Annotated in this window: 17 protein-coding genes; 8 read left to right on the top strand and 9 right to left on the bottom strand. The window is 63.5% G+C overall.

From position 1 onward, the window contains the following. The first annotated feature begins 15 nt into the window (after window positions 1-15). Both V1277_RS23665 and V1277_RS23660 read left to right on the top strand, forming a co-directional pair. A complete protein-coding gene (locus V1277_RS23665) occupies window positions 16-807 on the top strand; it encodes an enoyl-CoA hydratase/isomerase family protein (RefSeq protein ID WP_334418356.1) in 792 nt (263 codons plus the stop codon). Window positions 808-1,045: 238 nt separating this feature from the next. After that, window positions 1,046-2,329: an IS4 family transposase gene (locus tag V1277_RS23660; protein WP_334414870.1), complete on the top strand. Its 1,284-nt coding sequence runs from the start codon at window positions 1,046-1,048 to the stop codon at window positions 2,327-2,329. Window positions 2,330-2,390: 61 nt separating this feature from the next. Here V1277_RS23660 and V1277_RS23655 read toward each other — a convergent pair whose 3' ends face one another. After that, entirely contained in the window at window positions 2,391-4,097 is a 1,707-nt protein-coding gene (locus tag V1277_RS23655; RefSeq protein WP_334418355.1) for an IlvD/Edd family dehydratase, read from the bottom strand. A 165-nt stretch (window positions 4,098-4,262) separates the two neighbouring features. Between V1277_RS23655 and V1277_RS23650 the strand changes: the two genes are divergently transcribed. Together V1277_RS23650 and V1277_RS23645 are read left to right on the top strand one after the other, a co-directional pair. Then, window positions 4,263-4,400, top strand: a complete 138-nt coding sequence (locus V1277_RS23650) for a hypothetical protein (RefSeq protein WP_334418354.1) — start codon at window positions 4,263-4,265, stop codon at window positions 4,398-4,400. Next, complete coding sequence (locus V1277_RS23645; protein WP_334418353.1) at window positions 4,397-5,089, top strand: GntR family transcriptional regulator; 693 nt, start codon at window positions 4,397-4,399, stop codon at window positions 5,087-5,089. The genes V1277_RS23650 and V1277_RS23645 overlap by 4 nt, the downstream gene beginning before the upstream one ends. On the opposite strand, the gene V1277_RS23640 is transcribed toward V1277_RS23645, so the two are convergent. Beyond that, the gene (locus V1277_RS23640) at window positions 5,086-5,910 is read right to left on the bottom strand and encodes an NAD-dependent epimerase/dehydratase family protein (RefSeq protein ID WP_334418352.1); all 825 of its coding nucleotides are present in this window, start codon (window positions 5,908-5,910) and stop codon (window positions 5,086-5,088) included. The genes V1277_RS23645 and V1277_RS23640 overlap by 4 nt on opposite strands. A 94-nt stretch (window positions 5,911-6,004) precedes the next feature. On the opposite strand from V1277_RS23640, the gene V1277_RS23635 reads away from it, so the two are divergent. After that, window positions 6,005-6,973 carry an SMP-30/gluconolactonase/LRE family protein gene (locus V1277_RS23635; RefSeq protein ID WP_334418351.1) on the top strand — a complete coding sequence of 323 codons (969 nt, stop codon included), beginning with the start codon at window positions 6,005-6,007 and terminating at the stop codon, window positions 6,971-6,973. 178 nt (window positions 6,974-7,151) lie between these two features. On the opposite strand, the gene bla is transcribed toward V1277_RS23635, so the two are convergent. The 3 genes from bla to V1277_RS23620 form a co-directional block, all read right to left on the bottom strand. Then, complete coding sequence (bla, locus tag V1277_RS23630; RefSeq protein ID WP_334418350.1) at window positions 7,152-8,042, bottom strand: subclass B3 metallo-beta-lactamase; 891 nt, start codon at window positions 8,040-8,042, stop codon at window positions 7,152-7,154. Between the two features lie 147 nt (window positions 8,043-8,189). Then, window positions 8,190-9,620, bottom strand: a complete 1,431-nt coding sequence (locus V1277_RS23625) for an aldehyde dehydrogenase family protein (RefSeq protein ID WP_334418349.1) — start codon at window positions 9,618-9,620, stop codon at window positions 8,190-8,192. Between the two features lie 359 nt (window positions 9,621-9,979). Beyond that, on the bottom strand, window positions 9,980-12,346 hold the full coding sequence (locus V1277_RS23620; protein WP_334418348.1) for a transketolase: 2,367 nt from the start codon (window positions 12,344-12,346) through the stop codon (window positions 9,980-9,982). A gap of 136 nt (window positions 12,347-12,482) precedes the next feature. On the opposite strand from V1277_RS23620, the gene V1277_RS23615 reads away from it, so the two are divergent. Both V1277_RS23615 and V1277_RS23610 read left to right on the top strand, forming a co-directional pair. Next, complete coding sequence (locus V1277_RS23615; RefSeq protein ID WP_057844495.1) at window positions 12,483-12,944, top strand: Lrp/AsnC family transcriptional regulator; 462 nt, start codon at window positions 12,483-12,485, stop codon at window positions 12,942-12,944. Window positions 12,945-13,766: 822 nt separating this feature from the next. After that, on the top strand, window positions 13,767-14,651 hold the full coding sequence (locus V1277_RS23610; protein WP_334418347.1) for a LysR family transcriptional regulator: 885 nt from the start codon (window positions 13,767-13,769) through the stop codon (window positions 14,649-14,651). Between the two features lie 9 nt (window positions 14,652-14,660). Here V1277_RS23610 and V1277_RS23605 read toward each other — a convergent pair whose 3' ends face one another. After that, window positions 14,661-16,100 (bottom strand): FAD-binding protein, encoded by a 1,440-nt coding sequence (locus V1277_RS23605; protein WP_334418346.1) that lies wholly within the window; start codon window positions 16,098-16,100, stop codon window positions 14,661-14,663. 427 nt (window positions 16,101-16,527) lie between these two features. On the opposite strand from V1277_RS23605, the gene V1277_RS23600 reads away from it, so the two are divergent. Beyond that, window positions 16,528-17,676: a DJ-1/PfpI family protein gene (locus V1277_RS23600; protein WP_334418345.1), complete on the top strand. Its 1,149-nt coding sequence runs from the start codon at window positions 16,528-16,530 to the stop codon at window positions 17,674-17,676. A gap of 99 nt (window positions 17,677-17,775) precedes the next feature. Here the strand turns inward: V1277_RS23600 and V1277_RS23595 are convergent, their stop codons facing one another. From V1277_RS23595 to V1277_RS23585, 3 genes are all read right to left on the bottom strand, one after another. Continuing rightward, on the bottom strand, window positions 17,776-18,858 hold the full coding sequence (locus V1277_RS23595) for a zinc-binding dehydrogenase (protein WP_334418344.1): 1,083 nt from the start codon (window positions 18,856-18,858) through the stop codon (window positions 17,776-17,778). A gap of 166 nt (window positions 18,859-19,024) precedes the next feature. After that, on the bottom strand, window positions 19,025-21,913 hold the full coding sequence (locus tag V1277_RS23590) for an autotransporter outer membrane beta-barrel domain-containing protein (RefSeq protein WP_334418343.1): 2,889 nt from the start codon (window positions 21,911-21,913) through the stop codon (window positions 19,025-19,027). 256 nt (window positions 21,914-22,169) lie between these two features. Further along, window positions 22,170-23,114, bottom strand: a complete 945-nt coding sequence (locus V1277_RS23585; RefSeq protein ID WP_442894595.1) for a DMT family transporter — start codon at window positions 23,112-23,114, stop codon at window positions 22,170-22,172. Window positions 23,115-23,253 lie beyond the last annotated feature (139 nt).

Genomic DNA, 23,253 nt, shown 5'->3' with positions numbered 1-23,253 from the left:
CCCGGAGGCCTTGCCATGTCGACTTCCGATGATACCGCCGCCCCTGCCCTGCTCAGGATCGAGGGCCCGATTGCCACGATCACGCTCAATCGTCCCGCGGCCTTCAACTCGATCAATCTGTCGATCGCGCAAAAGCTCGAGCAACTCGGCGCGGAGGTCGAAGGCAATGACGACATAAGGGTGCTGGTGATCGAGGGCGAAGGCCGCGCCTTCTCCGCCGGCGGCGATCTGCAGACCATCGGCGCCGCCGCCGCCAACGATACGATCGCGCCCGTGGTCGGGGAGCTGTTGAAGCACTACCACGCCTTCATCGAAACGGTGCGGCGGATGCCCAAGATCGTGCTGTCGAGCGTCCACGGCTCCGCCGCCGGCGCCGGCATGGGGCTCGCATTCGTCACCGACCTCTGCATCGCAGCCGATGACGCCCGTTTCACGCCGGCCTATGCCAAGATTGGCGTCTCGCCGGATGGCGGCAGCACGGTCGGCATGGTCGGCACCGTCGGCACCCGCCGCGCGCTGCAGATCTTTCTGGCCGAAGACAGTTTTACCGCGCAGCAGGCCTATGAGTGGGGCCTGGTCGCGCGAGTCGTTCCGGCGGCAGAGTTGAAGGCTGAAACGCGCAAGTTCGCCGAGCGGCTGGCACAGAACCCGCCAGCGGCGATCAGCGGCACCAAGTCGCTAGTCTATCAGGCCGCGGTCACGCCGACGAAGCAGCAGCTCGATGCCGAGGAGGCGAAGATCATCGACGCCATGCAAACCGATGAATTTCGCGTTGCGGTTAAGAAGTTCACCAGCAAGTCCAAATGAGGGCGCCGAGCAAGAACTAGATTGCTGTCGTCCCTGCGTTCGCACTAGGGTTTCTACACGTCTGGCGCGACAGATTGACTCGGTGCGTCATGATGTTATCCCGCTTTGCGGTTTGTATGATTCTGTTTCTGACGCTTTGATTCGAAGGAGCGTCGGAGATGCAGCGAGAGCCGGATTTATCACTTGGCGAGTTTGGCGACGTTCGCCTCGATAAAAGGGGGCGGCGTTTGTTCAGGCTATGCTTTGCACGCGCAGCGTCTGCTTGCGCCAGATGGCGCAGGGTGACTGGGCCGCGTACATGGCGTACTGGCGGTTCGTGAACAATCCGCAAGTCACGACCGATCAACTGATTGAAGGCTGGAGCAGGCAGACGGCGACCGTGGTCAGCGGGCGTCATGTGCTGGCGATCCAGGACACCAGCGAGGTCAAGTTTCAAACGCGGCAGGGACGTCGGCGTAGACTGGGCAAAGTCGGCAAAGGCAATGCCCGCGGCGTGTTGCTGCATGCCATGATGGCGGTCGATGCCGACAGCGGGGCCTGCCTCGGCCTCACCGGCGGCAAGGTGTGGACGCGCAGGGGCACGGTTAAGACCCCTCACGACGAGCGTGAGTTGGCCAACAAGGAATCGGCGCGCTGGGTGACGACGGCCGAGCAGGGCTGCGAGGTTTTGGCTGCAGCGCGCATGATCACTGTCATCAATGATCGTGAGGGGGAGTTCTTTGCGCACTGGGCGTTGACGCCCGGCGACAACGTCCACCTGCTGACGCGGGCCATGCATGATCATGCGCTGGCCGACGGCAGAACACTTTATCAAGCGGTGGAGCGAGCCCGCTTCTGCAACAAGGCGGTGATCGATCTGCCGCAGCGGATGGATCGTCGCGGTCGCCAAGCCCACCTCTCGCTGCGCTTCGGAACCATCGTGCTCAAGCGGCCGGCGCGCCCCGGCGTGAAGGACCTGCCGGAGCGTGTCGAAGTCAGCTTCGTGGAAGTCGTCGAGTTGCACCCCCCGAAGGGGGCTGAGCCCGTTCATTGGCTGCTCTTGACCACTCATTCGATCGCCAATGCGGCCGATGCCTGGCGGATCGTCTCCTGGTACAAGCAGCGCTGGATCATCGAACAGTTGTTTCGCTCGCTGAAGAACCAGGGTCTGCGTATCGAGGACAGTCAGCTCGAAAGCGCCGAAGCCCTGATCAAGCTCGTGGCGATCGCCACTAAAGCAGCATGTATCGTCATTCAGCTCGTTCAGGCCCGCAATGGTGGTGGACAATTGCCGGTCAAATGCGCCTTCACGCCAGAAGAAATCGAAACACTTGCCGCCATCAACAGAACCATGAAAGGCAGGACCGAGCTTCAGAAGAACCCGCATCACCCCTACACTCTTCAGTGGGCGGCATGGATCATCGCCAAGCTCGGCGGATGGACCGGCTACGCCTCGCATCGGCCACCCGGACCAATCACCTTCCACAACGGAATGGCTCGCTTCCAAATCATCGTCGCTGGCAGAGCCCTCGAAAATGCGTAGAAACCCTAGTGCGTTCGCAGGGACGACACCCTAGTTCGGGCTGATGTGTGCGGCGGGCAAGCTATTCCCCGCCCTGCCCGCGCATGAAGTCGAAATCGCAGCCTTCGTCGGCCTGCAGGATCGTCTCGTTGAACAGATGCGCGTAGCCGCGCTTGGCCCAATCGGGCGTCACGGCCGGTGCCAGCGCCGCGCGCCGCTTTTCCAGTTCTGCCTCGTCGACGAGCAGGTCGATGCTACGCTTGGCGACGTCGAGCCGGATCATGTCACCGTTCTTCACCAGCGCCAGCGGCCCGCCCACGGCCGACTCCGGCGTAATGTGCAGCACGATGGTGCCGAACGCCGTTCCGCTCATCCGCGCGTCCGATATCCGCACCATGTCCTTGGTGCCGCCACGCGCAAGCTTCTTCGGAATCGGCAGATAGCCCGCTTCCGGCATGCCCGGCGCGCCTTTGGGGCCGGCGTTGCGCAGCACCAGCACGTCGTCGGCGTTGACGTCGAGATCGGGATCGTCGACCCGCAGCGTCATGTCTTCGACCGATTCGAACACCACGGCGCGCCCGGTGTGCTGCAGCAGTTTTGGGCTCGCCGCCGACTGCTTGATGACCGCGCCACGCGGCGCGAGGTTGCCATGCAGCACCGCCATCGCGCCTTCGGCCTTGATTGGATTGTCGCGCGGACGGATGGCGTCCTGTCCCGGCACATCTTCCGCGCCAGCGACAACGTCGCGCAGCGTTTGGCCGGTGATGGTCTTGGCGTCGAGATCGATGAGATCACCGAGCTGCGCCATCAGCTTCGGCACCCCGCCGGCATGATGGAAATGCTCCATGTAATGCTCGCCCGACGGCTTCAGATCGACCAGCACCGGCACCTCGCGGCCGAGCCTGTCGAATGTCTCGAGGTCGATCTTGTGCGGCGAGCGATGGGCGATCGCGGTGAGATGGATCAGGCCATTGGTCGAGCCGCCGATCGCCTGCATCACGACCTGCGCGTTGCGGAACGATGCCGGCGTCAGAATCTCGCTCGGCCTCGGTCCCTTGGCTTTCGCCATTTCGGCCGCCACCCTGCCGCTGGCCTCCGCCGAACGAAAACGTTCGGCATGCGGCGCCGGGATCGTCGCGCTCATCGGCAGCGACAACCCGAGTGCCTCAGTGATGCACGCCATGGTGCTGGCGGTGCCCATCACCATGCAGGTGCCGACCGAAGGCGCCAGCCGGCCGTTGACGGCTTCGATCTCGTTGTCATCGATTTCGCCGGCGCGATATTTCGCCCAGAGCCGGCGGCAATCGGTACAGGCGCCGAGCACCTCGCCCCTATGATGCCCGACCACCATCGGGCCCACCGGAATGACGACGGTCGGCAGATCGGCTGAGACTGCGGCCATGATCTGCGCCGGCAACGTCTTGTCGCATCCCCCGATCACGACCACGGCGTCCATCGGCTGAGCGCGGATCATCTCCTCGGTGTCCATCGCCATCAGATTGCGCAGGTACATCGAGGTCGGATAGGCAAAGCTCTCGGCGATCGAAATCGTCGGGAACACCATCGGCATCGCGCCTGACAGCATTACGCCGCGCTTCACCGCTTCGATGATTTGCGGAACGTTGCCGTGACAGGGATTGTAGTCGCTGTAGGTATTGGTGATGCCGACGATCGGCCTGTTCAGCGCATCGTCCGAGTAGCCCATAGCCTTGATGAAGGCCTTGCGCAGGAATAGCGAGAAGCCAGCATCGCCATAACTCGTCAGTCCCTTGCGAAGTCCGTCGGCCATTTTTTCTTCCTGTCGTCGTGGATGGGCACTTAAGGAGTCCGGCAGATTATTGTCAATGTTTGATCATTTGGCGCCGTGAGCGAGCATGCCAACCCAACATACTGCGGTATTATTGACAATGATGCCCTTGCGTGCTGACTTTCCGTCCAGACTGGAAACGCGCTCATGAACCAACCGTTGCGCATTGGCCTCGTCGGCGCCGGCATGGTGAGCCGCCATCATTTCATCGCTTGGGCGAGCATATCAGACCAAGCCTGCATCGAGGATTGCTATCGGCTGTCGGGCTGGGAGGCCTTGCGATGAAGCCGCAGGAATCATTGACCGAAATTTCCGCGCCGACGCGCGAGGAGGAACAGGCGGAAGTCATCCGCCGGCTGGAAGAGGACGTCATCTTCGGCCGCTTCGCGCCGGGCTCGCGGCTGGTCGAGGACACGCTGATGCAGCGCTACAGCGCTAGCCGACATTTCGTCCGCCAGGCGCTATTCCAACTCGAACGCCAGGGCATCGTGCTGCGCGAAAAAAACATCGGCGCCACCGTGCGGTTCTATTCGGCCGAGGAGGTGCGGCAGATCTACGAGGTCCGGGAAATGCTGACGCGGCAGGCGGCGCTGATGATTGCGCTGCCCGCCCCGGCCAGCCTGATCGAGCAATTGAACGAGCTGCAGCGGCAATACTGCGCCAAAGCCGACGCGCAGGATCTGCGCGGCATTCACGAGACCAACGACGCGTTCCACGTCGCGCTGTTCTCCGCCTGCGGCAACCCGTATCTGGTGCGCTCGCTGCAGGATTACATGAACCTGACGCTGCCGATGCGTGCCAAGAATCTCGCCGACCGGGAAGGGTTGGCGCTGTCGCGTCGGCAGCATGAACTCATGATTGAACTCTTGAAGGGCCGCGATAGCTGGGCGCTGGCGCAGCTCTGCGTCGATCATATGCAGTTCAGCAAGTCGGACTATCTCGGCCGCATCGCCGAGGATGAAGGCAAGCGCTAGCGCTTGCTCCAATCCACGATCCGGCTCTCGTCGCCGTCGAACTCCATGCTGCAGAACGTGCCGCCCTGGTAGTAATCGCCGACCGGATCCGGCTTCAGCTTGGCCTGCTCGGCCATCGCGTGCTCGCGGAAGTCCTCGGCCCGGCCAGTCGGCCGATAGCCGAGCTCGTAGGCGCGATGGTTGTCCCACCAGGCGCGCTCGTTGTAGGAGGCGCCGTAGAAGATTTCGAAGTGAATGTCGGGATGATCGAGCCCGATGCGGCAGAGCTGCACCAGGTCCTCCGGCTTCAGCCAGATTGACAGGCGGCGGTGATCCAGCGGCTTCTCGCCGAAATTGCCGATCCGGATACAGGTGACGCCGAGCCCGTGCTTGTCGGCATAGAGCGCGCCCACGGCCTCGCCGAACACCTTGCTGACGCCATAACGGCTGTCGGGACGCGCGGTGACGTCGGTGCCGATGCGGTGATGGCGCGGGTAGAAGCCGACCGCATGGTTCGACGAGGCGAACACCACGCGCTTGACGCCTTTTTTCCGCGCCGCTTCGAACAGATTGTAGCCGCCGATGATGTTCGACTGCAGGATCGAATCCCAGGGTCCTTCGACCGAATAGCCACCGAAATGCAGGATGCCGTCGATGCCTTCGCAGATCGCCTCGACCTGCGCCATGTCGGCGAGATCGGCCACCTTGAACTTCTCGTCTTTGCCGAGATCGGCCGGCGCCTTCAAATCGCTCAGCAGCAGGTCCGGATAGATCGGCGGCAACAGCTTGCGCAAGGATGTGCCGATTCCGCCGGCGGCGCCGGTCATCAATATGCGTGGCATTTGTTTCCTCTTAGTCTCGCGATCGATTTGCGGTCATTAGCAGGTAATGATAGCTAACCCAAACGCTCTGGGAACGCACCAACGAGAACAGCAAATGTCCGATGCAGCATCGCATTCAGCCGGCTGGCGCCCGGCGACCTATTACCCCGATCCGGCTATCCGTGCGCTCGATCCGCGCTTTGAGAAGTATTGGCTCAAACTGTCGGCGGTGGAGCGGCTAACCACAGGGTTGCGCTGGGCCGAAGGGCCGGTGTGGTTCGGCGACGGGCGGTATCTGCTGTGCAGCGACATTCCGAACCAGCGTATCATCAAGTGGGAGGAGGAGACCGGCGCGGTCAGCATCTTCCGCAAGCCGTCGAATTTCGCCAACGGCAACACCCGTGACCGGCAGGGACGCCTGATCACCTGCGAGCACGGCGGGAGGCGGGTGACGCGCACCGAATATGACGGTTCGATCACGGTGCTGATCGATTCCTTCGACGGTAAGCGGCTGAACTCTCCGAACGACGTCGTGGTGAAGTCCGACGGCTCGATCTGGTTCACCGATCCTGTGTTCGGCCTGCTCGGCAATTACGAGGGCTACAAGGCCGAGCCCGAAATCGACGCCAATGTCTATCGGCTGGATACCGCGACCGGCAAAGCCACCATCGTCGCCGAGGGCGTGCTGGGACCGAACGGGCTCGCTTTCTCGCCGGATGAAAAAATCCTCTACATCATCGAGTCCCGCGGCGTGCCCAACCGCAAGATCCTCGCTTATGACGTCTCGCCTTCCGGCGACAAGCTTTCCGATAAGCGCGTGTTTGTCGATGCGGGACCAGGCACGCCGGACGGCTTCCGAATAGACATCGACGGCAATCTGTGGTGCGGCTGGGGCATGGGCGATCCCGAACTCGACGGCGTGGTCGTGTTCGCGCCCGACGGTGTCATGATCGGCCGCATTGCGCTACCCGAACGCTGCGCCAATCTCTGCTTCGGCGGGGTCAAGCGCAACCGCCTGTTCATGGCCGCAAGCCAGTCGATCTACGCGCTCTATGTGAACACGCAAGGGGCGCCGGGCGGATAGGTTTCCGCGCACACCGCTGTCGTCCCGGCGAAAGCCGGGACCCATAACCACAGGATCGAGTTGTTGAAGCAGGCCGGAGCACCAGCCTTCGCAAAACGACTTCCTGTGGTTATGGGTCCCGGATCGGCGCTCGCGATGCTCGCTTGTCCGGGACGACGGGAAGTTAGAACTCGCCCGCTCACCCCTTCTTTTCCTGCGCGGCGGCGGTTTGCTTGGCAAGCGCCTCTTCAAACGCCTGCTCCAGCGTCGCCGCATAGGCATTGAACTCGCCGGGATTAACGAACGGATTGGGTCCACCTTCGGTGAGCTTGGCGCGCTTCTCGGCCATCTTGTACATTTCCGGATGCGGCGCGAGCAGCACATCCACCTTCATGTCCTTGGCCCGCGCGAACGTCTTCCGGTAATCGGTAACGATACCGGAATAGGTCGGGTTGCCGGCGAGGCGGTTCAGCGCCACCGTGCCGCTACAGAAGATGAGGACCGAGCGCGTGGCATCACCGTCCTTTACCGAGAACGACCAACTCGTGCAGCCCGGCGAATGGCCGGGGGTTTCGCGGGCGGTCAACGTGACGTCACCGATCTTGACCGTGTCGCCTTCGCGAACCGCGCGATCGACCTTCACGGGCGGGAACGCCAGTGCGGTATCTTCTTGCTCGCCCGGATAGTAGCCGCCTTCAAGCAGCGGCTTGTCGGCTTCGCCGGCGACCATCTGGCCGCCGCTGGCCTGCTTCATTTCGGCGAGGCCGCCGGTGTGATCGATGTGCGCGTGGGTATTGAGCAGATATTTGACGTCGGTGATCTTGAATCCGAGTTTGTCGATGTTCGCTTTGATCTGCGCCGTTGATTCCGGCATCACCGTATCGACCAGGATATGGCCCTGCGGCGACGTGATCAGATAGGAGGCCAGGCCGTCGGTTCCAACATAATAGACGTTGCCGATCATCTTGAACGGCTCGGTCGGCGTGTTCCACTTTACCTTGAGGGCCGCGATCAGATCTTTGGGAGTCTGCGCCTCCGCGGCAGCCGTCAGCGACATCAGCGTGGCAAGTGCAACGGCAATCTTCTTCACGGGCATCCTCCACACTTTTCTTGTTAGATCGTCGCTGTATCGGCGCGCATTGACTTGGCTTCAGCCTGCCGACGATTCTGGTCAAAAAAATGCCGACCGCGGTTCCGCAGCCGGCATCTTTCACGATCGGCGCGAGCGCCGCATCCATTACGCCGCGTTGTAGCCGGCGACCGCCTTCACCTCGAGATATTCTTCGAGGCCGTACTTGCCCCATTCGCGGCCGTTGCCGGACTGCTTGTAGCCGCCGAACGGCGCGGTGCGGTCGTTGGGCACGCCCTGCAGGTTGACGTTGCCGGCGCGGATCTGGCGGGCGACGCGACGCGCGCTTTCTACCGTATCGCCCGAGACGTAACCGGCGAGACCATAGGGCGTGTCGTTGGCGATGCGCACCGCATCGGCTTCATCCTTGGCGCCGATGATCGTCAGCACCGGCCCGAAGATTTCTTCGCGCGCGATCGTCATCTCGTTGGTGACGTCGGCGAAGATGGTCGGGCGGACATAGAAGCCCTTGTTGACGCCCTCGGGGAGACCGGGACCGCCGGCAACCAGCGTTGCGCCTTCGTCGATGCCCTTCTGGATCAGCGCCTGGATCTTGTCCCACTGGCCGCGATTGACGACGGGGCCGATGGTGGTGCCTTCGGCGCGCGGATCGCCGGCCTTGGTCTTGTCGGCGACACCCTTGGCGATGGCGGCGACTTCCTTCATCTTCGACAGCGGCACGATCATCCGCGACGGCGCGTTGCACGACTGTCCGGAGTTGTTGAACATGTGCATCACGCCGCCGGTGACGGCCTTGGTGAGGTCGGCGCCTTCGAGGATGACGTTCGGCGACTTGCCACCCAATTCCTGGCTGACGCGCTTCACGGTCGGCGCGGCGCGCTTGGCGACGTCGACGCCGGCGCGGGTCGAGCCCGTGAACGAGATCATGTCGATGTCGGGATGCTCGGCCATCGCGGCACCGACTTCGGGGCCAAGGCCGTTGAGCAGGTTGAACACGCCCTTCGGTACGCCCGCTTCATGCAGGATTTCGGCGAAGATCAAGGCCGAAGTCGGCGTGAATTCCGAAGGTTTCAGGATCATGGTGCAGCCGGCGGCGAGCGCGGGCGCGACCTTGCAGGCGATCTGGTTGAGCGGCCAGTTCCAGGGCGTAATCATGCCGACGACGCCGACCGGCTCGCGCACCACGACGGCCGAAGGGAGCGTCTCCTCGAAATGATAGTTCTTCAGCACCTCGAGCGTGGAGGCGATGTGGCCGAGGCCGGCGCCGGCCTGCAGCCGTTCGGCCATCGGCAGCGGCGCGCCCATCTCGTCGGACACGGCGGCGCCGATCTCCTTCATGCGGCCCTTGTAGACCTCGATGATCTTTTCGAAGAGCGCGATGCGCTCTTCGCGGCTGGTCTGCGAATAGGTCACGAAGGCGCGCTTGGCGGCGGCAACCGCCTTGTCGAGGTCGGCCTTGGAGCCGAGCGCAACTTCATACATCGCTTCTTCGGTCGCCGGATTGACGACGGGGGTGGACTTCTTGACGACAGGATCGACCCAGGCGCCATCGATGTAGAATTGCATACGATTGACCATCGGAAACCTCTTTAATCTCGGAGCAATGGAGGGAGGAACGGAAGCGTTCGGCAGGCATCCTTGCACGAAAGCCAGGGCAGTTGAACCCGCCATATGCGGGATGCCGCGATGCGGCAGGCGCTGGATATAAGATCGGGGATGAGGAGGTGGCAAGGTGTGTACTTTGTTTACCCTCCCCTGGAGGGGGAGGGTCGGCTCACATGAAGCGCAGCGCAATGTGAGACGGGGTGGGGTGACGGTCTCTTCTCACGGGCACTGTTGGATGTGGAGAAACCGTCACCCCACCCCGCCGCTCATTTCATGAGCGTCGACCCCTCCCCCTCCAGGGGAGGGTTACCCATGCCGCCGGTTGCTCACTCTCACACCGCCATCTTCCGATGCCGCACCGGCGCGCCTACGGTGAGGCTTTCGGCGGCGTCGATGATGGCGTTGGCGTCGATGCCGTAGTGGCGGTAGAGGTCGCCGATGGTGCCGGTCTGGCCGAACTGTTCGACGCCGAGCGCTTCAGTGCGGTGGCCGCGGACGCTGCCGAGCCAGCCGAGTGCGGCCGGATGGCCGTCGATCACGGTGACGAGCCCGCAATCCCGCGACAGCGGCGCCAGCAGCTTTTCGATATGGCTGAGATGCTGGATGCCACGGCAGTCACGGCGCAAGTTCCGCGCGGCGGACCAACCCGCATGCAGCCGGTCCGCGGAGGTTACCGCCAGTAAACCGACATCGCGGTGGCTTTCGCCGATCAAGCCCACCGCCTCGATCGCCTCGGGGGCGACCGCGCCGGTATAGGCGATCACGATATCGCAATTGGCGCCTGGCTCACGCAGCCAGTAAGCGCCCGAGGTGATGTCGCTCTGCAGGGCCGGCGTCATGATGCGCTGCGGCTGGTCGACCGTGCGGGTCGACAGCCGCAGATAGACCGAACCGCCCTCGCCTTCTTCGCGCTGCATATGGCGAAAGCCCCAGCCCATGATCACGGCAAGTTCATCGACGAACGCCGGCTCGAACGAAGCCAGCCCGTCCTGCGCCATTCCGATCAAAGGCGTGGCGATCGACTGATGCGCGCCGCCTTCCGGCGCCAGCGTGATGCCGGATGGCGTCGCCACCACCATGAAGCGCGCGTCCTGGTAACAGGCGTAGTTCAGCGCATCGAGGCCGCGCTCGATGAAGGGATCGTACAACGTGCCGACCGGCAGCAGCCGCTCGCCGTTGATCTGATGTGACAGCCCGAGCGCCGAGAGCATGATGAACAGATTCATCTCGGCGATGCCGAGCTCGAGATGCTGCCCCTTCGGCGAGAACTCCCAACTATAGGCGGACGGGATCTTCTCCTGCCGGAACAGGTCGTGGTTTTCGGCTTTGGCGAACAGTCCGCGGCGGTTGACCCAGGCGCCGAGATTGGTCGAGACGGTGACATCAGGCGATGCGGTTACGATGCGCGCGGCCAGTTCGGTATCGCCGCGCGCCAGTTCATTGAGCACCAGCCCAAAACCTTGCTGCGTAGACATCTGCGCCGCCGGCTTGAAGGTAAGCCGCTCGGGCACCTCGATCACTGGCGCGGTCAGCCGGCGGCGGCCTTCCTGGTTGAAGGGCGCTGCCGCCAAAAATGCTTCGAGTTCGGCCGGCGTCTGTGACAGGCCTTCGAACTTGTCCCATTCATGGCCGGACCGGATGTTCTGCGCGGCGCGCCACTTCTCCATCTGAGCGACCGTCATCAGGCCGGCGTGGTTGTCCTTGTGGCCCTGCATCGGCAGGCCGACGCCCTTGATGGTGTAGGCGATGAAGCAGACGGGCCGATCGTGATCGATCGATTCAAACGCCTCGATCATGCTGGCCATGTCGTGTCCGCCGAGATTGGACATCAGCGCCAGCAATTCGTCGTCGCTGCGGCGGTCGATCAGTTGCGACACCTGCCCCTGATCGCCGATGTCGTCCTGCAAGTGCTTGCGGAACGCCGCGCCGCCCTGGAAGCAAAGCGCGGCGTACATCTGGTTCGGGCAATTGTCGATCCAGCGCCGCAAGGCCTCGCCGCCGGGCTCGGCGAACGCCGCCTCCATCAGGCGGCCGTATTTCACGATCACGACCTCCCAGCCGAAATTGCGAAACATCGTCTCGAACTTCGCCCACAGCCCTTCGCGGACGACCGCATCGAGGCTCTGGCGGTTGTAATCGACCACCCACCAGGTGTTGCGCAGCACATGCTTCCAGCCCTCGAGCAGCGCCTCGAAAATATTGCCCTCGTCCATCTCGGCGTCACCGACGAGCGCAATCATCCGCCCCTCGGGGCGCTCCTTCATCCAGCCGTGGGCAGTGACGTAATCCTGCACCAGCGAGGAGAACAGGGTTTGCGCGACGCCGAGGCCGACCGAGCCGGTGGAGAAATCGACGTCATCGGCATCCTTGGTGCGCGACGGATAGGATTGCGCGCCCTTGAAGCCGCGGAAGTTTTCCAGCTTGTCGCGGGTCTGGTGGCCGAACAGATACTGGATGGCGTGAAACACCGGGCTCGCATGCGGCTTCACCGCGACGCGGTCCTGCGGCCGTAGCACGGAGAAATACAGCGCCGACATGATGTTGGCGAGCGAGGCGGATGACGCTTGATGGCCGCCGACCTTCAAGCCGTCGACGTTAGGCCTGACGTGATTGGCGTGATGGATGGTCCATGACGACAGCCACAACACCTTGCGCGCCAGCGCGGTCAGCATTTCCAGGCGTGCGGGCTCGATCGGCATGGCCATGCTCCGGTGCGTTCAGTATGCGCCGATTTTAGCGGGCGGTGGGCTACCAAAATTCTCAATTTCCTGCGACATACCGCCCGATATTGGGATAGTTTCCCACAATCTGCCTCCAAACCCTGAGTTCATCCCAATGCCCTCCCTCGACGCCATCGATCGCAAGATTCTTGCCCTACTGCAGTCCGACAGCCGCATGACCATGCAGGAGCTCGCCGACAAGGTCGGCCTGTCCGTGTCTCCCTGCCATCGCCGCGTCAAGCTTCTGGAAGAGCGCGGCGTCATCACCCGCTACATCGCGACCGTCGACCAGAAATCGTTGGGGCTCCATGTCAGCGTCTTCATCTCGATCAAGCTGGCGCGGCAGAAGGAGGAAGACCTCAACCGCTTTGCCAAAGCGATCTCGAAATGGGACGAAGTGCTGGAGTGCTATCTGATGACCGGCAATCGCGATTACCTCCTGCGCGTCGTGGCGGCCGACCTCTCCTCCTATGAAGCGTTCCTGAAGACCAAGCTGACGCGGCTCGACGGCATCGCGTCCATCGAGTCGAGTTTTGCGTTGAGCCAGGTAAAGTATTCGATCGCGCTGCCGGTGTGATTGCGCGGCTCTCTCCCCGTCATTGCGAGGAGCGCCAGCGACGAAGCAATCCAGACTGTTCGCGTGGAGGGATGGATTGCTTCGCTTCGCTCGCAATGACGACGAGTGCTGAAGCACCACAACCTGTCATCCCCGCGAAGGCGGGGATCCAGTACGCCGCGGCTTCTCGGTTCGATCATTGACGTCTCTGGAATACTGGGTCACCCGCTTTCGCGGGTGACGACAACGGAATATGACTTCGCGATCTCGCCACATCATCTGTGCGAGTTTTGCCATCAACTTCCCGCCCTCTCAAACAGAGGGCGCAGGGAAGACCGGGTGCGCGCCGCACCCGCGGTCTCGTGTGCAGTTGCGCATAGCAAAAGCGCACACGAGCATACAGGTACAGCGGGAGCATCCCGGCCTTCCCTGCGCAATGGCTTTACGGCTTACTTCGTGCTCTTCCCGGAGAACGGCTCTTTTGCCTCCGTCGCCCCTGAGAAGCTTTGCTTCTTAAGGACTTAACGCCAGCACCGCGGCGCCCGAACCACACGACTTCGCCGTACGCTTCCTGCGCCTACGTCTTGCGCATTCCGCGTCCACCGCATCTCACCGCACGTCCGTGACGATCGCGAGCCGCCCCTCCATCGGGTGAGACGGGCGGAATATGCGACTGATTTGCCTCTCGCGTTAAGCGGAATATTTTTGATTCCTGGGCTTGACACGATTTCTGAAAATCAGAAGTGATTTGCCTGTGGCGTCGGCCGGCCTTGCAATTACTGGATGTTCGATCCACCTTCCCAAGGAGCGGCATATCAGACGCGGTATATCGAATTGGAACGGTTGGACGACCTCGAAGCCTTTCTCGCAGTCATCGAGAAGGGCAGCCAGACGGCGGCCTCACGTCATCTTCGGCGCCCGTTGCAATCCCTCAATCGGTCGCTGATGGCGCTGGAACGCGCGCTCGGCGTCGAACTCGTCAAACGCACCACGCGGCGGTCGGAGCCAACCGAGGCCGGGCGGGTATTTTACGAACGCATCAAGCCGGCGGTTGCAGAAATCATCGAGGCGCGGGCCGAGGCAGCCAACCTGCGCGGCGAAATTCTGGGGCCGCTGAAAATCGGTGCGCCCATTCTGTTTGCGTCATCCTACGTGGCGCCGATCGTCAGCCGTTTTCTAAAACTCTATCCCAACGTGGATGTCGAGCTTCGCGCCTCCGACGAGCAGGTCGATCTCGTTGCTGATGGCCTCGACATTGCCGTACGGATCGGCGACTCCGCCGATGAATCCCTGATCGCCCGCCGATTGCATACGCTGCGCGTGGTCATCGTCGGCGCGCCGTCTTATTTCGCCGAACATGGCCGGCCGCAGCACCCCGTCGATCTCGAGCGGCACGCCTGCATCGTGCGCGCCGGCGCCGAGTTGGTCGACAAATGGCCGTTTCGGATCGACGGCGGGCTGCAGTCGATCCGGGTGCACGGCCGCTTTCGTTCGAACAGCGCCGCTTCGATCCGGGCTGCCGCGCGCGAAGGCACCGGGCTTGCCCGGCTTCCGCTATGGCAGATCAGCGATCTCGTCACGCAGGGCACGCTCGCGATCGTGCTGCCTGAATTCGAAACCGAGGGAATGCAGATCCAGTTGGTCTGGCCGCCGACACGGGCGCCGCTGGAACGCGTCCGGCGTTTCTCGGATTTTCTGGCGAGCAGCCTGAAGACCGATCTGCTTTAGCTCAGCACGTCAGAATACATTATATCCGGGCGCCAGCAGATGTTGTGGATCGTAGCGCCGCTTGGCTTCGCGAAGCTGCGGCCAGCCTGATCCGAAGTGAACCTCCCAATCGCCAGGCGACATGGCGAAGGCACCGACCGGATACTGAACGCCGCCGGCTTCGCGAATGCGATCGTAGAGCGTACGATTTGCCGCAACCATCCGCTCCGCCGCCGCCGCATCGTTCGATGCGGGGATGCGAATGAGATTGAAGACGAAGACCATGTCTTCCTTCGGCAGGCGAACCAGCGGCGTGTGAAACGCTCTCGTGAGCAAAGGGTAGAGAGTTATCCGCCCGAACGCGCCAACAGCATCGCCCTTCAGACCAGCCAGAATATCGCCGGCGACCCGTTCGGCGTTGCTACCGCGCAGGAACGTCAACAACCAGGGCTGCGGATTGGACCATTGGCCTTTCGAGCGCAGCAGATTTTCGAATTTTCCAAACGCCAGGGCGTCCTCGCGATAGGTCAGGTCGGCGATGACGGCGGCGCCGCGCTCATCCGACAATCCGAAAAGTACCGCCTTGTCATCGGGAGCCGAGCCGCTGCTATAGGATATCGCGCCGTCGAGCTGGTACCGCCAACCGCCGCTGCCATCGGGAAGAATGGCCCCCTGCAACCGGTCGAAGCGCCCTTCCGTCAGCACGCGCCGTTGGTCCGCCGTCAGCGACGACAAATCGCGGTAGAAGAGCTGAAAGCGCCTGATACGCTCGGGAGCGCGCACCAGGCGCAGCGTTGCCCGCGTGATGATGCCGCATTGGCCGAGACCGGCGCGAGCGCCGTCGAACAGATCGGCGTTACTGGCCGCCGAGCAACTCAGTTCATTGCCATCGCCCGTCACCACGTCCATCGCGATGACGTTGTCGGCTTGCGTGCCATGCCGGGATGACGTCGCTCCGATGCCGCCCACCGCGATCGTTCCTCCGACCGATAGACCGAGATAGTTGGTCAGCACTGGCGGCGTGAGTCCCTGCGCCAAGGTTGCGTCAAGCAGATCTTTCCACGTTGCGCCGGCGTCGACCACGACGCGATCGTGCTGGATCTCGCGAATTGCGTTCATCGCGCTCATATCGACCACGATGCCGTCTTCGGACAGCGGGCGGCCAAAGATCGAGTGGCCCTGCCCGCGCGCCGCAACCTTGACATCAGCGCCTCTGGCCCAGCGCATCAGGCCCGCAATGTCAGCGCTCGATGCGGGCCTGAGCACGCCGCGCGGTTGCTTGTGAATGAGGCGGCCAAAATCATGGGCTGCGGCGGCGCGAACCTCCGGCTCAAGGCGGACATTGGCAGGCAGAGGCGGACCGTCTGCCGATACCGCCTGTGCCGAAGCTGCCAACCCGCTGGCGCGCGAAGCGAGCGCGGCGGTGACGCCGAGGCCTGCGCCCAGGAACATACGTCTGTCCGATGGCATGAAGCCCTCCCTGTCCAGAGGCCGTGATGCTCGCCCGCAAAGCTGCGGCCTCATCCGGCATGAGACAATGACCGCGACGGCGGATGCACATTCCCGCAAACCGGGAGGATACCGGCAGCAGCGATCGCCGTTCATGCTGTGTGAGCGTCTCTCAGCTCGCGTTCCCCGGACGCTGCGCAGCGTGCAACGCTGCGCTGCAGAGCCGGGGTCCATCTCGCGGGCACGGTGGGTCCCGGCTCTGCGGCGCAGCGTACCGGACGATGCTTCGCATCGCCGGGAGCACGCTGCGCCGCGTCCGGGACACGAGATTGTCGGTTCGCATCTCTCCGCGCATGGCGGTTTTCGCCGGATTTACGTCATTTCACGCGGATCACTGCGGCTGTAGACTGCGGTTGGTCGATATGAGAAGGCGCGTGCCGGCAAACCGATGAATTCGCGACGTGTATTGTGGAGCGCGCTCGGCGCAGTCGTACTTGTCGCCGTGATCGGCGGAGCCTGGATTTTCTCGTTGCCACCGGCGCCTTCGGCCGCGGCCCCGCCGGCGATCGCGCAAGACGAACGTGATGCGACGGTCGCGGCGCTGAAGCCGCCGAAGCGGCAGCGTCCGCTGATCGCCATCATCGGCATCAACGACGCCACCGAGACAACCGACTATCTCATGCCCTATGGCATCCTCAAGCGCGCCGATATCGCCGATGTCGTGACGCTGGCGACCGCGCCCGGTCCCGTGCAGCTCTTTCCAGTGCTCAAGGTCGAGCCGCAGGCGACGATTGCCGAGTTCGATGCGCAGCATCCCGATGGCGCCGACTACGTGATCGTGCCCGCGATGAGCCGCGACGACGATCCGGTGGCGCTGCGATGGATCAGAAATCAATCGGCCAGCGGCGCGATCGTGATCGGCGTCTGCGCCGGCGCCAAGGTGGTCGGCGATGCCGGGCTGCTGCACGGCAAGCGGGCAACCACACACTGGTACTCAGTTAAGGAACTGCGCGGCAAGCATCCGACGATGCGCTATGTCGAGGACCGACGGTTCGTCGTCGACGACGGCGTCGCGACCACCACCGGCATCAGCGCGTCAATGCCGATATCGCTGACGCTGATAGAGGCGATCGCCGGACGCGACAAGGCGCGCGCCGTGGGACGGGATATCGGCCTCGCCGACTGGGACGCGCGCCACGAGAGCGACGCGTTCAACTTCACGCGCCCATTTGCGCTGACGGCTATCCGCAATACGGCCGCGTTCTGGGCGCACGAGCAACTCGGCATCGAACTCAAGGAAGGCGTCGACGAGGTGTCGCTGGCGCTTGTCACCGATGCCTGGTCGCGGACCTATCGCTCACAGGCGGTGACGTTCGCCAGTGCGGCTGGCGCGCAGCAGAGTCGCGGCGGCTTGCGGATACTTCCCGACCAGGTCGCGGCAAGCTGGCCGGCGGAGCGATTGCTGCCGGCGAGCGATGGCACGAAACCGGCGGAAGCGCTGGACCACGCACTTGCGGGCATTGCTGCGCGCTACGGAACAGATACCGCCGACTTCGTCGCGATGCAGTTGGAGTATCCGAAGCATCAGATGCCGTAGGGTGGGCAAAGGCGCATAGCGCCGTGCCCACCATCTATCCACATTCACCTGGATGGTGGGCACGATTCGCTTTGCCCACCCTACGCTGCTACACGGCCCTCACCGCCACGGCTCGACGATGATCTTGGTGTGCACTTCCGGATTGGCGAGATCGGCGAACGCCTTGGCCACGCCGTCGATGCCGACGGTGGCGGTCACCATCGAGGCGGCGTCCACCTGTCCTTCCGCGATCAGGCGGAGCGAATAGGCGAATTCTTCGGGCGTGTAGCCGAGCACGTATTGAACGTTGAGCTCCTTCAGGATGCCGAGCATCGGCTCGGAGCGGTCGGTCTCCATGCAGACGCCGACCACGACGATGCGCGCATCGCGCGGTGCGCCTTCGAACACCTGCTGGATCAGGCCGGGAACACCGACGCATTCGAAGATCAGCGCGGGTTTCAGCGCCGGCAACAATGCCTGCAGCGGCGGGCGCGCAGCCTTTTCCTCCGGAGACATCTGGGCGTGCTCGGCCCAAGTCGCGTAGGGCTGCGAGCGTGCGGGATCGACGACGATGTCGGCGCCGAGCCTTTCGGCGAGCGCGCGGCGTGCCGGCGAGTAATCCGCGGCCACGATCGGGTGCAATCCCCTGATCTTCAGCGCTGCGATGACGGCAAGCCCGACCGGGCCGCAGCCGATCACCAAGGGCACCTCGCCTCCCCTGATGTCGGCTTTTGCCACGGCATGAACGCCGACCGCGAGCGGTTCGGTGAGCGCGGCGTGCTCGGCGGCGAGGCCGTTCGGAACTTCGAGCAGCAGGGCTTCGCTGAGCAGCAGGCGCTCGGCATAGGCGCCGACATTGTCGTTGGAATAGCCGATGCCCTGCGGGCCTTCCGGGGTCAGCAGCGCCGGCAGCGAGCAAACCCTGGTGCCCGTCTTGAACTTGCCTGTGGTGCCAGGACCGTAGTCCAGCACCTCGCAGCAGAATTCATGGCCGAACACGACGTCGCGCGAAAGGTCCATCGGCTTGCGGCCCGGAAAATGCTTGGCGAGCTCCACCATGTGGTGCGCGTGCTTGCGCGCATGCAGGTCGGAGCCGCAGATGCCGCAGGCCAGCGACTTCACCAGCACCTGCCCGGCACCGGGTTTCGGCTCCGGCATCTCGTCGACGACAATTTCCCCGTTGCGGAAAATGGCTGCGCGCACGAAGGATCCTCCCGTGGTTTTCTTTCACCTTAGAGCACTATCGGTTCTGATTGAAATCAGAACCGATGCGCTGGTTTTTTGTTTGACGCGTTTTCTTCACGCGAACCGGGAGCCACCCTGCATCAAGTGCGGGGCCGGCTTTCGCTCGAAAACGCTAGCGGGAGGATCACCACGAATAGCGTACAACGCCCTTGCCGGCGTAGGAACTGGTGACGTCGGACAACTGACCCTCGAAGATCGCGGCGGCCGACCAGCCGTTCAACCATTTCATCTCGGCCGCGCCCGTGACGAGCGCGGAATCATGCGCCTGCGCTGCGCCGTTGACGACGAAGGCCGCGCCCGGCAGCGTCTGGAACAGCGCTGTGACGTTGCGATCGGTATTGAAATCGTGGGCCCAGGCGGCGCGGCCGCGCAAGGTCAGGACACCGTTCTGCACGGCAAAGGACTTGTCGGTGCGAACGCCGAGTTCGCTGCGCGAGGCGGTGACGTCCTTGGCCGCATAGTTCAGCGCGAAGGTGCCGGCGCCCGCCAGCACCTGCTCGGCATAGGCCGGCAGGCTGTAGGTGATGAACTGGCCGGCGGCATAGGGCGTAATGCCCATCCACGGCGTCGTGGTGCGGTAACCGCCCTCGATGCGGCCGGAATACGCGTTGGCGTTGAACTCGGCGCGCAGGCGCTCGAAGCCGGCCACCGTGACGGTGCGCTCCGTGGTTACGTCCTGCCAGCCATAGGCCGCAGCAGCGGTGATATAGGCCGCTCCCATATTGTGCCGCACGAAGGCGCCGGCCTGGAACAGGTCCGAGCGCCCCGAGCCGAAACCCGAGACGCTGAAATTGGTGCCGCCGCCGGCAAGCGCAAAGCCTGCCAGCGTATCGCGCGAGAGGCGATAATCGGCGCCGACCGCGAAGCCGAACACACGCGCGGTCGCGTCGTTCGAGCCGAGCGCGGCATTGCCTGACGTGTTGCTGCCGCCGCCAAAGGCCGAGCCCCAGACGCTCCAGCGCTGGTCGAACAGGTCGTTGCGCGCGATGTCCGCCTTGGTCGGAAATTTGGCAAAGGCGTCGCGCGCGGCGCGGGGCTTCGCGGCATAGCCGAGCGCGCTCTCCTCAGTGAACGGAATCGCGCCTGCATTGCCACTGGGGCCGCCATTGCGGCCCGCCACGAAGGGATCTGAAATGAGCGAGAGGAACAGGTTCATGGCATCGAAAGTCGCCTGCTGCGATCCGGTCGCCAGCTCACCGGAGACCTGCGTGAGACCGGCCGGCGAGAGCGAGGCGAAACCGGCCGGGATGCTGCCGGTGGTATTGAAGAAATTGGTCAGCGCGTTGGCGACGTTCTGCTGATTGACGTTGAGGCCGCCGCCGTAGTTCAGCGCGAAATTGAGATAGACGTTGTTGGCGTCGTAGCTGAGGCTCGGATTCAGGTTCGGCGAAACGCCTGATACAACAGGATTGAACGTGTCCGCTACGCCGCCGGTCGCGGTCAGGATGGTGTATTGCTTCGTCACCGTGCCGCTCGGAGCGACCACGACGGTCGCACCACCAAGCGTCGCCACGCCGGTAACCCTGGTCAGGTCGCTGCTCGTGCCCGAGACCTCCACCATGTAGCTCGACGCCGCCGAGAACGTCAGGCTGCCCGCCACGTTGAGGGTGCCGATCGAGTTGCCCGGCGCCAGCGTGCCGCCATTGACGACGACATTGTCGATGGTGCCGGTGCCGCCGAGCGTGCCGCCGGCGTTCACGCTCACGAGGCTATTGATGACGCCGTTGACGGAAAGCGTGCCGCCAAGCACGTTCCAGTTCTGCGCGCCCGTGCCGGTGACGGTCCAGTTCGAGCCGTCGACCTTGTTGAAGATCGAGAAGCCGTCATATTGCTGGCCCGCGCCGATCAGGTTGAGGTTGAAGGTATCCTTGCCGGTACCGCCAAGCTGCAACGTATCTGTTCCGTTGCCGATCACGAGGCCGTTGATGACGCTGCCGGGCCCGAGCGTCAGGGTGCTGTTGCCGCAGCCGCAGAGTTCGATCGCCGCGAATCCAGCCGCCGCATTGATCGTGCCGGAGTTGAAAACCGTGCCGGTGCCCTGGAGTAAAATACCCGTCGCGTCCGCGCCGACGTTGATCGTTCCGGTGTTGATGATGGAGTTGCTGCCGCCGAAACTGCTGACGTCGATTCCTACGGCGGCGAAGCCACTTCCGACGGTGATGGTGCCGCTGTTGGTGATGGTGTTGGAATCGCCGAGCACGACGATGCCGACCGTATTGGCGACGATGCCGAGCGTATCGTCGCCGAGAAGGATACGGCCGCTGTTGCTGATCGTGGCGGACGAGCCGTTATAGGCGACGCCAGCGCTGTCGGTGCTGCCAGTGATGGTGCCGAAATGGGTGATCAGGGCGCGGTCGCCCTGCGCCACGATCCCGGCGGTGCTGTTGGCAACGTTGATCACGCCGCTGCTCGTGATCAGGGCATCGTGGCCGAACACATCGATTCCCGTGCTGAGGGGACCCGCGTTGATCGTGCCGGCATTGTTGACGATGGCGCGATTGCCCTGCATCGAGATGCCGGAAGCTTGGCCGAATATGGTAATGGTTGCGCCGGCGAGGTTGCTGACGGTGTTGTCGTCGTTGGTCGCCAGGATGCCGTCCGCCGGCCCGGGCATGGTGATCGTGATTTGGCCTGCGTTCGTCACCGTGCTGTTGCCGGCGACGAAGATTCCCTGACTTAGGTCGGCCATGGTAATGACGCCGGAGGCGGCGTTGACAATAGTGTTGTTCACGCCGGCGAAGATGCCGGTGCTCAATGTCCCGCCGGTGATCGTTCCGCTATTGGTAATGGTATTGAAGTCATTGACGCCGATGGCCGAGCCACCGCCGCCGTGGCTGACGGTCGCCCCGGACAGCACGTTGAGAGTGAGGTTGTCGACGCCGCCGCCGGCCTGAAAGCCGCCCGGGGTGCTGCCGCTGCAGGTGACGGTATCGGCGCTCGACGCCGGATCGGGCGCGCAGGCCGCGTTAGCGGGAGCCGTCGACAGGCACGCACCGAAGAGAGACGCCGACATCGCGACTGCACACGCAGCCGTATCCCGGCGGCGTCGGCCCTGCGCCGACGGTAGCAACTGAAAATGCAACGCCCGAACCCCATTCCCCCGGCGCTCTTCGGCGCCATTCCAGGGAACTCACGTTAGCACGCGGGTTCCGGCCCAGGGTGCGGCTGTTCCGGAATTCTCTGATTTGGCGCTGATAGTCAGGCGCTTTCCGGATGCACTGTGGCACCCGCGCCACGATTTTGTGGCGCGGATCGCAATCAGTGCGCGATCAGGCGTTGGGCGACGACTCGCCCGAGACCGTCAGAAGCTGCGACCGGCGGACCCGTTCGCGATGGGCGGTATAGAGCCCGGAGGCGACGATGAAGGCGGCGCCGGTGATCGTGTAGGCATCCGGGACTTCGCCGAAGACCAGGAAGCCGAGAATACTGACCCACAGCAATTGCGTGTAGGAAAACGGCGCCAGCACGGAGGCGTCGGCATAGCGGAACGCCAGCACCACGATCCACTGCCCCGCGGTCGATGCGACGCCGATCAGGATGCCGAAGGCGATGTCGTGCCAGGTCGGCGTCACCCAGACAAACGGCACCAGCGCGGAGAGAATGAGCAGGCCCGCGATCGACGAATAGGTCATGGTGGTGATGGCGCGCTCAGTGCCGCTCATCATTCGCGTCATGATCAGCGTGCAGGCCCAGGCCAGCGCCGAGACCAGCGGAAAGAACGCCGCGGGGTGAAACGCGCCGGTGCCGGGACGCAGGATGATCAGCACGCCGACCAGGCCGACGCCGGTCGCAATCCAGCGGCGCAGGCCGACCTTCTCGCCGAGGAAGATGATCGACAGCGCGGTGACGAACAGCGGCGCGACGAAGCCGGTGGCGGAGGCCTCCGCAATGGGAAGAAACCGCAGGCCGGAGATGAAGAACAGCGACGAGCCTAACAGCGCCGCGCCGCGCAACAGATGCAGGCCGCGGCGTTTGGTCTGCAGCGCATAGAGCGGGGAACCCGGCAGCATCGCCGGCGTCATGATCATCGCGAACACCAGAAAGCGGATCCAGGCAATCTCGATCGAAGGCAGGGTTGCCGACAGATATTTCGCCGTGACGTCGGAGGCGCCGAGAAACACCGTCGAGGCCAGCACCAGCGCGATGCCCTTGAACGGCCGGTCGGCACGCGCGGGCGCCTTGCGGATCGTCGACTTCTTTTCGGGCAAAGGCAGATGAACGCTGTCCAGCCTGGCGGCTGCGGCGGGGGGCGGTGTCACGGCAATCTCGATAGGCAGTAATTTTTCGAATCGGGCGAGGTTGTAAAAAACACCAATTCGCCCGATGCGACTAGGTCCGAAAACAGGATGCGGA

The organism is Bradyrhizobium sp. AZCC 1588 (assembly GCF_036924735.1).
Lineage (GTDB): Bacteria > Pseudomonadota > Alphaproteobacteria > Rhizobiales > Xanthobacteraceae > Bradyrhizobium.
This window is presented reverse-complemented; position numbering and strand designations above follow the sequence as displayed.